The sequence below is a fragment of the Micromonospora sp. NPDC049204 genome (assembly GCF_040647935.1).
Lineage (GTDB): Bacteria > Actinomycetota > Actinomycetes > Mycobacteriales > Micromonosporaceae > Micromonospora.
The window spans coordinates 40,002-53,927 of record NZ_JBEZDC010000020.1; the positions used below are offsets into that span (position 1 = coordinate 40,002).

Sequence of the window (13,926 nt, forward strand, 5' to 3'; positions counted from 1 at the left end):
GACTAGACAGCCGCCTTTCGCATGGCCCGGCGGGCGTAGACGGCCACCGCGGCGATGATGATCGCGCCCCGGATCACCTGCTTGAAGAAGGCGTCGACCTCCAACTGGTTGAAGATCGCGTCGATGCTGGCGAGCAGCAGCACACCCCCGACCGTGCCGATGACGCCACCGCGCCCTCCGGCGAGGGCGGTGCCGCCGATCACCACCGCGGCAATCGACTCCAGGTCGTAGAGGCCTTCGGTGCCCACGCGGGGCGCGCCCGAGCCGAGCCGACTGGCGAGGTAGATACCGGCGAGCCCGGCACACATCGAGCACAGCACGTGGGCGGTGACGAGGACCCGGTCGTTGCGGACGCCGGAGAGCCGAGCCACCTCCGGGTCCCCGCCGACGGCGACCAGGTGATGGCCGAAGCGGGTCTTCGAGAGCGCGAACCAGGCCGCCGCGGTCACCGCGACCAGCAGCAGGAACGACACCGGCACCGGGCCGATGCGCTGGTAGCCGAGCGCCTGCACGAGCGACGGCGCGGTGGTGCCGGCCGGCCCGTCGTAGCCGTTGTCGAGGTAGCCCTTGAGCAGCAACCCGACGCCGAGGGTCGCGATGAACGCGTTGACCCGGAGTTTGGTGACGAGGAGCCCGTTGAACAGCCCGATGCCGGCGCTGACGACGAGCACCAGGCCGATCGCCGGCAGCACCGCGCCGTCGCTGCCGTTCATCGTCTCGGCGGCGACGAGGGTGCTGAGGCTGATCACGTACGCCACCGACAGGTCGAGCGACCCACCCAGGATGACAAGTGTCTGGCCGACGGCGACGAGCCCGAGGCCGGCCGCCACGTGCAGCAGACTCACCGTCGTGCTCTGGTTGAAGAGCTGGCCACCGTCGACGAGGACGACAAGCCAGCCGATCGCGAGGGTGAGGGTCAGGGCCACGAAGACGCCCGGTACGGGGCGCCGGGCCGGCAGGAGCGACAGGGCGCTCATGCGGCGGCCGCCGGGACGGCGCCGACCGCCAGGGTGACGACCTCTTCCTCGCTCGCGCCGGCGGGCAACTCGCCCGCGACACGGCCGTCCCGCATGACGATGATGCGGTCACTCATACCCAGCAGCTCCGGCAGGTCAGACGAGATCATCAGCACGGCCGCCCCGTCGCGGGCGAGGCGGCGGACGAGGTCGTGGATGGCCGACTTCGCGCCCACGTCGATGCCGCGGGTCGGCTCGTCGAAGAGCAGGATCCGCGGGTTGAGCGCGAGCCAGCGGGCCAGCACGACCTTCTGCTGGTTGCCGCCGGACAGGAACCGGATCTCCTGGTCGTCGCCCGCACCACGGACCTCCACGGCGTTGAGCAGCTCGCGCACCCGAACGGTCCGGGCCGCACGGCCGGACCGGGCCGCGAAGACGGCCCGACTGGCGAGCAGCGCGTTGTCGAGCACCGACTGTCGGGGGACGATCCCCTCGCCCTTGCGGTCCTCGGTGACGTAGGCGATGCCGGCCCGCATCGCGGTGCGGGGTGAGCGCAGTCGGACCGGCCGGTCGTCGAGCGTGACGTCGCCGGTCGTGAACGGCGACACCCCGAAGATCGCACGGGCCAGCGCGGACCGCCCGGAGCCCTGGAGGCCGCCGATGCCGAGCACCTCGCCGGCGCGCAACTGGAGGTTGATGTCACTCAGCTTCCGGTTGCCCACGTCGCGAAGGTTGAGCCGCACCGGACCCCGGTCCTCGGGTGCGGCCCGGTCCGGGTAGTAGCTGGACAGTTCCCGGCCGACCATGTGCCGCACCAACTCGTCGCCGGTGGTGCTCGCGGTGTCCACGGTGGTCACACGGCGGCCGTCCTTCAGGACCGTGATCCGACTGGACAGGTCGAAGACCTCGGCGAGCCGGTGCGAGACGTACAGCAGACCGATGCCCCGCTCCTGGAGTCGGCGCACCAACCCGTAGAGCAGCTCGACCTCGTGGTCGGCGAGCGCCGCGGTCGGCTCGTCCATGATGAGCAGCCGCGCGTCCAGGGCGAGCGCCTTGGCGATCTCGACGACCTGTTGCTGGGCGACGCCGAGCTGCCCCACCCGGGCGTCGGCGGGCAACGTGGTCTCCCCGATCGAGGCGAGCAGGCGCGTGGTGCGGTCGAGCATCTCCCGACGGTCGACCAGCCCGCGCCGGACCGGCTCGTGGCCCAGGTAGACGTTCTCCGCCACGGTGCGCTCCGGCAGCAGGTTGAACTCCTGGTGGATGATGCCGACGCCGGCGCGCTGGGCGTCGCGCGGGCCACGGAACGTGCGCGACTCACCGGCGAACTCGACGGTGCCCTCGTCCGGGGCGTACCCGCCCGAGACGATCTTCATGAGGGTCGACTTGCCGGCGCCGTTCTCACCGACGACGGCGTGGACCTCGCCGGGCGTGACATCGAGGTCGACACCGTCGAGAACGCGTACCCCGAGGAAGGACTTGCCGATGCCCCGCAGGGTGAGCAGCGGCGACGGCGGTGGATCTGACATCCCGAAAGCCCTCACAGATAGTAGTCATCAACAAGGTGCACAGGCCAGCGTCCGACCCGCTCGCGGCCGGACTCGGAACTTTCGCAGCTAGCTGCGAAGACTTCCGTTTTTATGTTGCGAACATTCTCTTGACATCGACGAAACATCACACGTATGAAGAACATAGATGTTTGGATGCAGGTCCGCAATCCTCGACCGGGGCTGATTGCCAGGGCCATCACTCGGCCGGCAGCGACGCCGTGCGCGAGTGATTCGGACATGGCCGTCGTCATCAGGGCAAGACGTCGGACGTCACCCCATTCATTGACAGCCGTTAATCTCTAGCTCATCCTGACCTTGTGGACCACGGGACACGAACCACAGCCGCCATCACCCTCTGTGATGTCCCGCGGGTCTGACTGCCGTTTCGGCGAACGGCACGAGGACAGACCAGCGCACTCGTGTCCACCATGCGACCAGGCACAACCTGACGCAGGGTGAGCCCGTGGACGCACTCGGAGTTGTCCGTCCAACCTAGGAGACGCCATGCGTCGCAATACGATGATCATCTCGGTGATCGCGGGCCTGTTACTGGCTCTCGGACTCGCCCCACCGGCGTCGGCTGCCCCAGCCTTCCGCGCCCTGGTGTTCAGCAAGACCACCGGCTACCGGCACGACTCGATCCCCGCCGCGATCGCTATGGTCCAGCAGCAGGCCACAGCGAACAACTTCGAGGTGGTGGCGACCGAGGACTCGAGCGTCTTCACCGCTGCCAACCTGGCGACCTTCGACGTCATCGTGATGCTCCAGACCTCCGGCATGGTCTGGACCTCGACCGCCCAGCGCCAGGCGGTGGAGGGCTACCTCGCCAGCGGCAAGGGCATCGTGGCCGTCCACAATGCCACCGACATGGGCATCGACACCGAATACCCGTGGTGGGACAACACCATCAACGGCGGCGCCCACATGCCGGAGCACTCCCCCGGCGTGCTGCCCGGCACCGCCATCGTCGCCGACAAGCAGCACCCGTCGACGGCCGGTCTGCCGGATCGGTGGAACCGCAGCGAGGAGTGGTACAACTTCGACTCCAACCCGCGCGGCAAGGTGCACGTGCTGGTGACCGCCGACGAGCGCACGTACAACCCCGGCGCCCGGGCGATGGGCCCGGACCACCCGATTTCCTGGTGTCGCAACACCGGCGGCGGACGGGTGTGGGCCACCGCGATGGGCCACGCGATCGCCTCCTACAGCGAGACGAACTTCCGCAACCACGTCCTCGGCGGAATCCAGTGGGCCGCCGGCAACCTTCCCGGCGACTGCGGCGGCACCGTCTGGAGCAACTTCGAGAAGCGCACCCTGGACGACAACACCGTCGACCCGATGGCGATGGCGGTGGCCCCGGACGGGCGGGTGTTCTACGCCCAGCGCGGCGGGCAGCTGAAGATCTTCAAGCCCTCCACCAACAGCACGGTGACCGCCGGGACGCTGAGCGTCTACACCGGCGGCGAGGACGGCCTCACCGGCATGGCGCTGGACCCCAACTTCGCCACCAACGGGTACGTGTACCTCTACCACTCGCCGGCGAGCAGCTCGACCGACATCAACCGCGTCTCCCGCTTCACGATGAGCGGTGACACGCTGAACACGTCCAGTGGCGTGACGATCATCGACATCCCGGCGTACCGGGACCGGACCTTCCCGGAGCCCGGCCACACCGGCGGGTACATCGAGTTCGGTCCGGACGGCAACCTCTACATCGGCACCGGCGACGACACGCCGCCGAACCTCGACCCCAACTGGCAGGGCTACGCCCCGCTGGACTGGCGCTCGGGCAAGTCCAACCTGGACGCCGCCCGGACCGCGGGCAACACCAACGACCTGCGCGGCAAGCTGCTGCGCATCCGTCCCGGAGCCAGCGGCAGTTACACCATCCCGAGCGGCAACCTCTACCCCCAGGGCACGGCGCAGACCAAGCCGGAAATCTACGCCATGGGCTTCCGCAACCCGTTCCGCTTCTCGATCGACCCCGCCAACGGCTGGGTCTACCTGGCGGACTACGGACCGGACCGCAACCCGCCGACCACCAACCGTGGTCCCGAGGGCCTGGTCGAGCTCAACGTGATCAAGACGCCCGGCAACTACGGCTGGCCGTTCTGCCACGGCAACAACCAGCCCTACGCGCCGTACAACCCGGACACCGGCGTCGTCGGCTCGAAGTTCAACTGCTCGGCACCTGTCAACAACTCGCCGAACAACACCGGCCTGACCAGCCTGAAGCCAGTCGTCATGCCGAACATCTGGTACGGCTACCCCGCCTCGACGACCTTCCCGGAGCTGGGCTCCGGCGGCTCCGCCCCGATGGGCGGCCCGGTCTACCGCTACGACGCGTCGAACCCGTCCCAGACGAAGTTCCCGTCCTACTACGACGGCGTGCACTTCTTCTACGAGTGGTCGCGCAACTACATCAAGGAGGTGCACTTCGACTCCTCCTCGGCGGTGACCCGCACCAACTCGTTCCTGCCCGGCGGTAACTTCAACAAGCCGATGGACATGGAGTTCGGCAAGGACGGCTCGCTCTACCTGCTGGAGTGGGGCACCAACTTCGGTGGCGGCAACAGCGACTCCGGGCTCTACCGGATCGACTACATCCAGGGCGGCCGGTCACCGATCGCCAAGGCCACCGGCACACCCACCAGCGGCTCCTCGCCGCTGACCGTCCAGTTCAGCAGCGCGGGCACGTCCGACCCGGACGGCAACACGCTGAGCTACCTGTGGACGTTCGGCGACGGCACCACCTCGACGGCGGCCAACCCGTCGAAGACGTACACCTCCAACGGCAACTACACGGCCCAGTTGAAGGTCACCGACAGCACCGGTAAGACCGGCTTCGCCAACGTCCCGATCACCGTCGGCAACAGCGCCCCGGTGGTCACCATCACCACACCGGGCAACGGAGGCATGCTGACCTTCGGTGACAAGGTGTCGTACCAGATCACCGTGACCGATCCGGACGGCGGCACCGTCGACTGTTCGAAGGTCATCCTCAACCCGGCGCTGGGTCACGACGACCACGCGCACGAGACCACCGAATACCCGGGCTGCTCGGGCACCATCTCCACCGACCTGCTCGGTGGGCACCCCGATGGCGCCAACCTGTTCTACGTGCTGAACGCGCGGTACACCGACAACGGTGGTTCGGGGGGCGGGTCCCCGCTCACCGGCACCGCGCAGGCGATCCTCCAGCCGAAGCACAAGCAGTCCGAGTACTTCAGCAGCCAGTCCGGCATCCGGGTCATCGACCAGGCCGCCGCGGAGAGCACCAAGCGCATCGGTGACATCTCCACCAACGACTGGATCGCGTTCAGCCCGATGAACCTGTCCGGCATCTCGACGGTCAGCTACCGGGTGTCGTCGCCATCCGGTGGCGGTTCGATCGAGCTGCGCGCCGGCTCGCCGACCGGCACCCTGCTGGCCACCACCACGGTGCCCAATACGGGCGGCTGGGACAACTACCAGTCCACGACTCCGGTGAACGTCGCCGCCTCCAGCGGGACACAGACGCTCTACATGGTGTTCAAGGGCAGCAGCAACTCGTTCGATCTGGACTCGCACACCTTCGGCGGGAACGGCGTCGGGACACCCGGCACCGGCACCGGCGGTGGCCTGGCGGGCAAGACCTACACGGTCACGGCGCAGCACAGCAACAAGCTGATGGACGTCAGCGGTGTCTCCACCGCCGACGGCGCCCAGATCACGCAGTGGGCCAACACCGGCGCCAACAACCAGAGGTGGCAGGCCGTCGACGCCGGTAACGGCGCGCTCTACCTCAAGGCGGTGCACAGCGGCAAGTGCGTCGAGGTGGTCGGCAGTTCGACCGCGGCGGGTGCCTTCCTCCAGCAGGCCACCTGCAACAACGGCAACCAGCAGAAGTTCACCGCCACCGCGACGGGCACCTCCGGCGTGTACACGGTGAAGAGTGTGCTGAGCGGCCTCTGCGTCGACGTCAACGGCGCGGCCACCACCGACGGCGCCCGACTGTTGCAGTGGACCTGCCACAGCGCGGCCAACCAGCAGTGGCGGTTCACCGCGGTGTGACCTGTCGCGGTAACAGATGACGTCCCGGTCGGGACCGGTGTCCGGAAATCGGAGCCGGTCCCGGCCGGGACGTTTTTGTCAGTTCGGTTGGTCCGCCGTGCCCGGACCGGGCGCCACGGCGAGCAACCCAGCCGCCGTCAGGGCGCCCCACAGCTCCTCCGGTACGGCGACGTCGGACCGTCGTACCGTCTCGGTCACCTGTGCCTCGGTGCGGACGCCGACCACCGTCGACACCACGGCCGGGTGCCTGCGGACGAAGGCGAGTGCCGCCTGCGGCAGGGTCACCCCGTACGTCTCGCAGACCGCCGCGATCCGCCGCGCCCGCTCGATCACCTCGGGTGGGGCCTGCTGGTAGTTGTAGACGGCGTCGGCCGGCGGCTGGTCCCGCGACAGCAACCCCGAGTTGTAGACGCCCGCGATGACCACGCCCACCCCCCGGTTCTCCGCGATCGGCAACAGTTCGTCGGCCGCACCCTGTTCGAGCAGGGTGTACCGCCCGGCGCACATCATCACGTCGACGTCGGTCTCCCGGATGAACCGCGCCAGCATCGCCGACTGGTTCATCCCGGCGCCGATGGCACCCACGACGCCCTGGTCACGCAGGTCGAGCAGGGCCGGCACGGCCTCGTGCGCGGCCTGCTCCCAGTGCTCGTCGGGGTCGTGCAGGTAGACGATGTCGATCCGGTCCAGCCCGCTGCGCTCGAGGCTGGCCTCGATCGAGCGAAGAACACCGTCGCGGCTGAAGTCCCACACCCGGCGGTGGCTGGCGGGAACGTCGAAACCCTCGGAGTCCCGCTGGTGCGCGTTCTCGGGTGACGGGACCAGCAGTCGTCCGACCTTCGTCGACACGACGTACTCGTCGCGCGGCCGCTGACGCAACGCGGCGCCGAGGCGGCGTTCGGACAGCCCGAGTCCGTAGTGCGGCGCGGTGTCGTAGTACCGGACGCCCGCCGCCCACGCCGCGTCGACCGCCGCGGCGAACTCCTCGTCCGTCGTCGCCCGATACAGGTTGCCGCCCTGGGCCGCGCCGAACCCCAGCTCGGTGAGGCGCACCTGCGGGCGACGCGGCAGCGCTTGCGTCCTCATGACGCCGCCAGCCCGGGTACGCGGCGAACGGGCTCGCCGCCGACGCTCACCAGGGGCACCGGCCGGCCCGTCATCGGCCCATCCAGCCGCCGTCGACGGGTAGCACGACCCCGTTGACGTAGTCCGACGCCGAGGACGCCAGGAACACCGTGGCACCGCCGAGATCGTCGGCGCGACCCCACCGGGCCGCCGGAATCCGGGCGAGGATCGCCTGGTTGCGGTCGGGGTCGTCGCGCAGCGCCTGGGTGTTGTCGGTGGCGATGTAGCCGGGGGCGATGGCGTTGACGTTCACCCCGTGGGCCGCCCACTCGTTGGCCAGCGCCTTGGTGAGCCCGGCGATGCCCGACTTCGACGCGGCGTAGCCGGGGACGGTGATGCCGCCCTGGAAACTCAACAGCGAGGCGGTGAAGATGATCTTCCCGCGGCCACGCTCCACCATCGTCCGGCCGATCTCCCGGCTCAGGACGAACTGGCTGCTGAGGTTCACCTCGATGACGTGGTCCCACATCTCGTCCGGGTGCTCGGCGGCCGGGGTGCGGGCGATCGTGCCGCCGTTGTTCACCAGGATGTCGATCGGCCCGAGAGCGGTGAGATCCCGGGCCAACTGGTGTACGGCCGTCCGGTCGCCGAGGTCGGCACGCAGCGCGGTGAACTGGCGGCCGGCGGCGCGCACCCGGCGCTCGACCTCACTGCCATCCGATTCGAGCTGGGCCGAGACGCCCACGATGTCGGCACCGGCCAGCGCCAGGGCCTCGGCCATGGCGAGGCCGATGCCGCGCCGGGCGCCGGTGACCACGGCGACGCGTCCGGACAGGTCGAACAGGGCCGTCACTGGTTTCCCTCCCGCAGATCGAGCAGCACCTTCATCACGCCGCCACCCTCCAGTGCCGTGAAGGCGGCACTGGCCGCCTCGACCGGTTCCACCCGGGAGATGAGCTGTCGCGCCGGGATCTCGCCCGAGGCGACCAACCGGATCGCCTCCACCATGTCGTCGCGCTGGTACAACCGCGCGCCGAGCAGTTCCAGCTCACGCCAGAAGAACCGGTGCAGGTTGACCTCGCGGGGCCGGGGGTGGATCGCCACCATCACCAGCCGACCGCGGGTGGTGAGGACGTCGACCGCGGTGGTGACGCCGCCGGCGGAGCCGGACACCTCGAAGGCGATGTCGGCGCCCGCGCCGTTGGTGCGCTCGTTGACAAGTGCCACGACGTCTGTCGCGCCCGGATCGACGGCCTCGATTCCGATCCCGGCCGCCACCTCGCGACGGAACGGGTCCGGCTCGACGAGGAGCACCCGCGCGCCGCGACCCTGCGCGACGACGGCGATGAGCGCCCCCACCGGCCCACCGCCGACCACGACCACCTGGTCGTCGGCCGTCACGTTGCCCCGGCGGACGTCGTGCACGGCGACCGCGACCGGCTCGACGAGCGCCGCGTGGTCCAGCGGCAGATCCTCCGGGAGCGGCAGGACCAGCTCCGCCGGCACGGTCCAGTAGGACTGCATGGCACCCGGCGAGTCGATGCCGAGGAAGTTCATGGCGTGACACACGTGGGAGTGCCCGCGCTGGCAGGCAGCGCACGTTCCACACGGCCGGGTCGGCAGCACGGTGACGGGCTGCCCGATGCTCCAGCCGGTGGTGTCCGGCCCGACGGCCGCGATCCGGCCGGACATCTCGTGCCCGATGATCGCGGAGTCACCGACCCGAGCGTCCATGTCGCCGTGGTAGATGTGCAGATCGGTGCCGCAGATCCCGGTGTACGCCACCTCGATCCGCACCTGGCCGGGACCCGGCGGGACCGGGTCGCGATCCTCGATTCCGAGGTCTCGCGCCCCCCGGTAGACGACTGCCTTCATCGATCCTCCGTCTCGACGGCCGGCACGTCGTTCGTGCCGACCGGACATGGCCGTGGGTGCACCGCGATGGCGGTGCACCCACGCGTTCCCTGTTTCTGGCGGTCAGCTCAGTGCCGCCCGGTGGGCGACACCTCGTTGCGGTAGTTCAGCGGCACGACGGGCACCTGGCGGGCGGGGACGACCCCGTCGATTCCGCCCAACAGCCGCCGACCGGCCCGTTCCGGCCGGACGTTGGGGCTCTCGGCCGTCTGCGCCTGCGGGCGGTGGTTGGCCGTCCGGATCCGCTCCTCGTCGATGCGGACACCCAGCCCGGGTGCGTCGCCGAGAATGAAGGCGCCGTCCTCGACGTGCAGGTCGACGGAGACGCCGACCGGCGGGTGCAGGTCCTGCAACTCACTCGTCAGGTGGTTCGGCACCGAGGTCGCGGCGTGCAGCAGACCGATCGGGCTGTTGCCGATCGGGCTGACCGGCAGGTCGTAGGCGTGCGCCAGGGCGGACGCCCGCAGGAAGTGGGTGACCCCCCAGACGGCGGCCATCTGGACGACGTCGACCGCGCCGGCGGCGAGCAGCGGCCGGTACTGTTCGAGCCCGGTGAGATTCTCCCCGGTGGCGACCGACGCGCAGACTCCTCGGCTGACGGCGGCGAGGCCCTCCGCGTCCCAGCGTCGGACGGGCTCCTCGATCCAGATGAGGTCGAGGGAGCGTTCGAGTTCGCAGACGTGCCGGACGGCCTGCTTGCGCGTCCAGGCCTCGTTGACGTCGAGCATGAGACCCGGTCGCCGGCCGTGCCCCGCCTCGGTCAGGACCTCCTTGACCAGGGTGAGGCGGTGCCGGTCGCGCTCGATGTCGAGACCGCCCTTGAGCTTCGCGGCACGCAGGCCGTGACTGGCGTAGACCTCGTACTCCGCGACGAGTTCGTCGTCGGTGAGCCCGATGTCCAGTCCGGACGCGTAGGCGTTGACCCGCCGGTCACGTCCGCCCAGCAGCCGCCACAGCGGCTCGCCGGCGGCCTGCGCCTTGATGTCCCAGAGCGCGGTGTCCAGTGCGCCGATGGTGCCGAACACCGGGCCGGCGTGGCCCGCCTTGAAGGTGTGCCGCAACATGCGGTCGTACAGGGTCGTCACGGCACGGGGGTCTTCGCCCTCGATGGCTGCGAAGATCCGCTCGATCTCGACGTGGGGCCCGAGGCCGACTCCCGAGACGCCCTCGTCGGTGTCGACGATGACGATCGAGACCGGAACCACCCCGTCGGGGAACACCCCGTTGGCATCGCCGACGGGCCGCCCCCATTCCTGGACCGTGGTGAGCGTCCGATATCCCGTGATCCGCATGTCAACCCTTCGTGGAACCGGCGGCTACACCGTCGGCAATTTGGCGCTGGAGGAACAGGTAAACCAACAGGACGGGAATGGCGGCGATCAGCACCCCGGAGGCGAAGGTGGGAATGTTGTCGGAGTACTGCCCCCGCAGGGAGGTCACCCCGATCATGAGCGTCCGGTGATCGGCCGAGGGCATCATCACCAGCGCCATGAGGACGTCGTTCCAGCAGAACAGGGCGTTGAGGATGCCGACCGACAGCAGTGCCGGCCTGCCCAGCGGCAACATGATCCGGCGGTACACGCCGTACACGGTGTTGCCGTCGATCCGGGCCGCGTCGACGATCTCCGGTGGGATGCCCCGGTAGTAGCTCGTCATCAGGAACACGGTGAAGGGCAGGAACTGGGCCACGTAGACGAGGATCAGACCGGGGTACGTGTCGATCAGCCCCGCGTCGGCCATGATCCGGGACAGCGGCACCATGATCACCTGGAACGGGATGAAGAGCCCCGCGAGGCAACCCAGGAACAACGCCGACGAGCCACGGAACCGCAGTTGGCTCAGCGCGAAGCCGGCCATCGACCCGAGCAGCAGCAGCAGGAGCACCGACACCGTCACCACGAGCAGCGAGTTGACGAAGTAGCGGCCCATGCCGACGCTGTTCCACGCCGTGCTGATGTTCTCCCAGCGCAGGGCGTCGGTCAGGGAGAACCGGTCGAGGATGTAGTCACGGCGGGTCTTCATCGCGACGTTGGCGGTGAAGAGCAGCGGGTAGATCGTCGCCAGCGCGAGCAGTGACATGGGGATGGCGATCAGCCACCATCCCAGGCGGGCCCGAGACATCAATCCTCCTTTCCGGATCGTTCGAGCAGCTTGATCTGCAACAGCCCCACCACGAGCATGATCATGAAGAGGATCGTCGACGCGGCCGACGCGAGAGCGGGACGGTTCATCTGGCCCTGCTGCTTCCAGATGTAGAACTCCGGCAGGTACGTCGACCCCTCCGGCCCCCCGCTGGTCATGATGTAGAGCAGCCCGAACATCGAGGTCAGCATCCCGATCATCGTGGTCACGAAGACGAACTGGATGGTGCGCGAGAGGGCCGGAACGATCACGTGCCAGACCACCTGGCGCAGCGACGCCCCATCGACGCGGGCGGCGTCCAGCAGCGCGGGGTCCAGCGTGGCGAAGCCGGAGAGGAACACCACCAGGGCCATCCCGAAGGTGGCCCAGATGTGCACGCCCACCACCATGAACATCGCCAGGTCCGGGTCACCGAGCCAGTCCACCGGAGTGATGCCGAACGACCCGAGGATGGCGTTGAGAGGGCCGTCGAAGGCGAGCAGCAGGTTGAAGATCGCGCCGACGATGACCGGCGAGAGCACCGCGGGGAAGAAGTACACGCTGCGGTAGAAGCGGTGGCCGGGCACCCGCAGGTAGATGAACGTCGCGAGCAGGCCGGGGATGGCCACCGCCACCGGGAGCAACAGCACCAGCAGCCCGACGTTGCTCAGCGCGGTCCGGAACAGCGGGTCGTGGAACAGCTCGCGGTAGTTGCCGAATCCGACAGCCGTCCCGTTTTGCGCACCGTCGCCGGTGAAGGAGAAGTTGACGCCGAGGAGCAGCGGATAGAGCCGCAGCACCACGATGATCAGGATGGCCGGAGCGACGAGGACGTAGGGGGCGAAGCGTTCGGCCCGCAGACCGCCGCGGGTGCGACGAGACTGCGCACCATGCCGATGGGCGGCGGGGGTGGGCCCCGCCCCGCCGGCCCGTCCGGCCTGAGCCAGACGGACCGACGGTTGCGTGTTTCCAATTGACACGAGGTCAGCCCGCCTGGTCGGAAGCGGCCAACTGCTTCACCACCTCGTCGACGGTGATCGAACCGCTGAGCAGTTGCTGGGAGAGGCGGCCCATCAGGTCGAGCGTCTTCGAGGAGAGCGCGACGTGCAGCGCGGGCTTGCCACTCTTCAGCTCGCCGACGATCGTGGAGACCGCGGGCCCGCCCGCGGACACGTCGATGGTGGTGTCGGCGGCGATCGCGCCGGCGTCGGCGTAGAAGGCCTTCAACGCGTCGGCCGAGCTCAGGGAGCGCACCAGGTCGGCGGCCACCTTGGGGTCCTTCGTCCACTTGGCGACCGCGTAGCCGATGCCACCGTCGTACGGGAGGCTCGGGGTGGTGCCAGCGGTGACGACCGGGGCCTTCATGACGCCGAGCTTCTCCGGGGTGAGGAACTCGTTGAAGTCCTGCCAGTGCCCCACGTCCGACATCAGACCCATGACGTGCGCGGCCTTACCGGACTGGAAGAGCGCGAACGAGTCGTTGAACATGGCGGTCGAGTTGGCCCCGTCGCTGTTCATCTTCTTGTCGCCGGACTCCTTCCAGGTCTGGAAGATCCGCTTGACGTTGGGGGAGTTCCAGTCGCGCTTGCCGGCGATCCAGGCGTCGTACTCCGCGGCGGTGAGGGTGGTCGAGCCCAGGCTGGAGAGCCAGAACTGGATGCCAACGCCCTCCTTGTTGCCGAGGGCGAAGCACTTGGAGCCGGCCTTGGAGATGGCGGCGCAGTCGGCGACGAACTTGTCCCAGGTGGCGGCCGGGGTCGCCGGGTCGAGGCCGGCCTTGCGGTAGACCTCCTTGTTGTAGTAGATCGGGTAGCCCTGGAGGGTCACCGGGGCGGCGTAGACCTTGCCGTCCTTGCTGAACGCCTCCCAACCGGCCAACCGCTGCTTGTCCTCGGCCACGTAGTCGGTGATCGGCACCAGCGCGTCAACGCGGTCGCGGATCTGGCCGCCACCGTTGAACAGCATGACGTCCGGGCCCTTGCCGGACTGGATCGCCGCACCGAGCAGCGTGTAGTACTGGTCGAAGGGCTGCGCTACGAACTCGACCTCGACCTTTGCGTGCTTCTTCTTGAAGTCGGCCTTAGCCTTGTCCAGATAGGATTTGGCGAACGGCTCGCCGGACTTCCAGTCCCACACGACGAGCTTGCTGTCCGACCCGCTTGACGAACTCGAATCGCTAGCACTTCCACAACCGGCCAGGGCCAGGCCCACAACGAGGACGGCCGACCATATTGCGCGCTGTCTCATCAGTTGTCACCTCAGAAAGT

Annotated in this window: 10 protein-coding genes; 1 reads left to right on the plus strand and 9 read right to left on the minus strand. The window is 68.8% G+C overall.

All coding sequences use genetic code 11. The annotated features are described in order from the left end of the window. Positions 1–2: 2 nt before the first annotated feature. Together AB0A90_RS29660 and AB0A90_RS29665 are read right to left on the minus strand one after the other, a co-directional pair. The gene (locus tag AB0A90_RS29660) at positions 3–977 is read right to left on the minus strand and encodes an ABC transporter permease (RefSeq protein WP_357254347.1); all 975 of its coding nucleotides are present in this window, start codon (positions 975–977) and stop codon (positions 3–5) included. Continuing rightward, the gene (locus AB0A90_RS29665) at positions 974–2,485 is read right to left on the minus strand and encodes a sugar ABC transporter ATP-binding protein (protein ID WP_357254349.1); all 1,512 of its coding nucleotides are present in this window, start codon (positions 2,483–2,485) and stop codon (positions 974–976) included. Before AB0A90_RS29665 ends, AB0A90_RS29660 begins: the two co-directional genes overlap by 4 nt. Before the next feature lie 525 nt (positions 2,486–3,010). Between AB0A90_RS29665 and AB0A90_RS29670 the strand changes: the two genes are divergently transcribed. Beyond that, the gene (locus AB0A90_RS29670) at positions 3,011–6,559 is read left to right on the plus strand and encodes a ThuA domain-containing protein (protein WP_357254351.1); all 3,549 of its coding nucleotides are present in this window, start codon (positions 3,011–3,013) and stop codon (positions 6,557–6,559) included. A gap of 78 nt (positions 6,560–6,637) precedes the next feature. Here AB0A90_RS29670 and AB0A90_RS29675 read toward each other — a convergent pair whose 3' ends face one another. The 7 genes from AB0A90_RS29675 to AB0A90_RS29705 all read right to left on the minus strand — a co-directional run bounded on the left by AB0A90_RS29675 (position 6,638) and on the right by AB0A90_RS29705 (position 13,795). Further along, entirely contained in the window at positions 6,638–7,645 is a 1,008-nt protein-coding gene (locus AB0A90_RS29675; RefSeq protein WP_357254352.1) for an aldo/keto reductase, read from the minus strand. 70 nt (positions 7,646–7,715) lie between these two features. Beyond that, positions 7,716–8,477 carry an SDR family NAD(P)-dependent oxidoreductase gene (locus tag AB0A90_RS29680; RefSeq protein WP_357254354.1) on the minus strand — a complete coding sequence of 254 codons (762 nt, stop codon included), beginning with the start codon at positions 8,475–8,477 and terminating at the stop codon, positions 7,716–7,718. Next, entirely contained in the window at positions 8,474–9,499 is a 1,026-nt protein-coding gene (locus AB0A90_RS29685; RefSeq protein ID WP_357254356.1) for an alcohol dehydrogenase catalytic domain-containing protein, read from the minus strand. Before AB0A90_RS29685 ends, AB0A90_RS29680 begins: the two co-directional genes overlap by 4 nt. A gap of 107 nt (positions 9,500–9,606) precedes the next feature. Then, on the minus strand, positions 9,607–10,830 hold the full coding sequence (locus tag AB0A90_RS29690) for a mandelate racemase/muconate lactonizing enzyme family protein (RefSeq protein ID WP_357254358.1): 1,224 nt from the start codon (positions 10,828–10,830) through the stop codon (positions 9,607–9,609). A gap of 1 nt (position 10,831) precedes the next feature. Beyond that, complete coding sequence (locus AB0A90_RS29695; RefSeq protein ID WP_357254359.1) at positions 10,832–11,659, minus strand: carbohydrate ABC transporter permease; 828 nt, start codon at positions 11,657–11,659, stop codon at positions 10,832–10,834. After that, a complete protein-coding gene (locus AB0A90_RS29700) occupies positions 11,659–12,639 on the minus strand; it encodes a sugar ABC transporter permease (protein WP_357254361.1) in 981 nt (326 codons plus the stop codon). The genes AB0A90_RS29695 and AB0A90_RS29700 overlap by 1 nt, the downstream gene beginning before the upstream one ends. Positions 12,640–12,643: 4 nt before the next feature. Continuing rightward, positions 12,644–13,795 carry an extracellular solute-binding protein gene (locus tag AB0A90_RS29705; protein ID WP_357254363.1) on the minus strand — a complete coding sequence of 384 codons (1,152 nt, stop codon included), beginning with the start codon at positions 13,793–13,795 and terminating at the stop codon, positions 12,644–12,646. Positions 13,796–13,926: the final 131 nt, after the last annotated feature.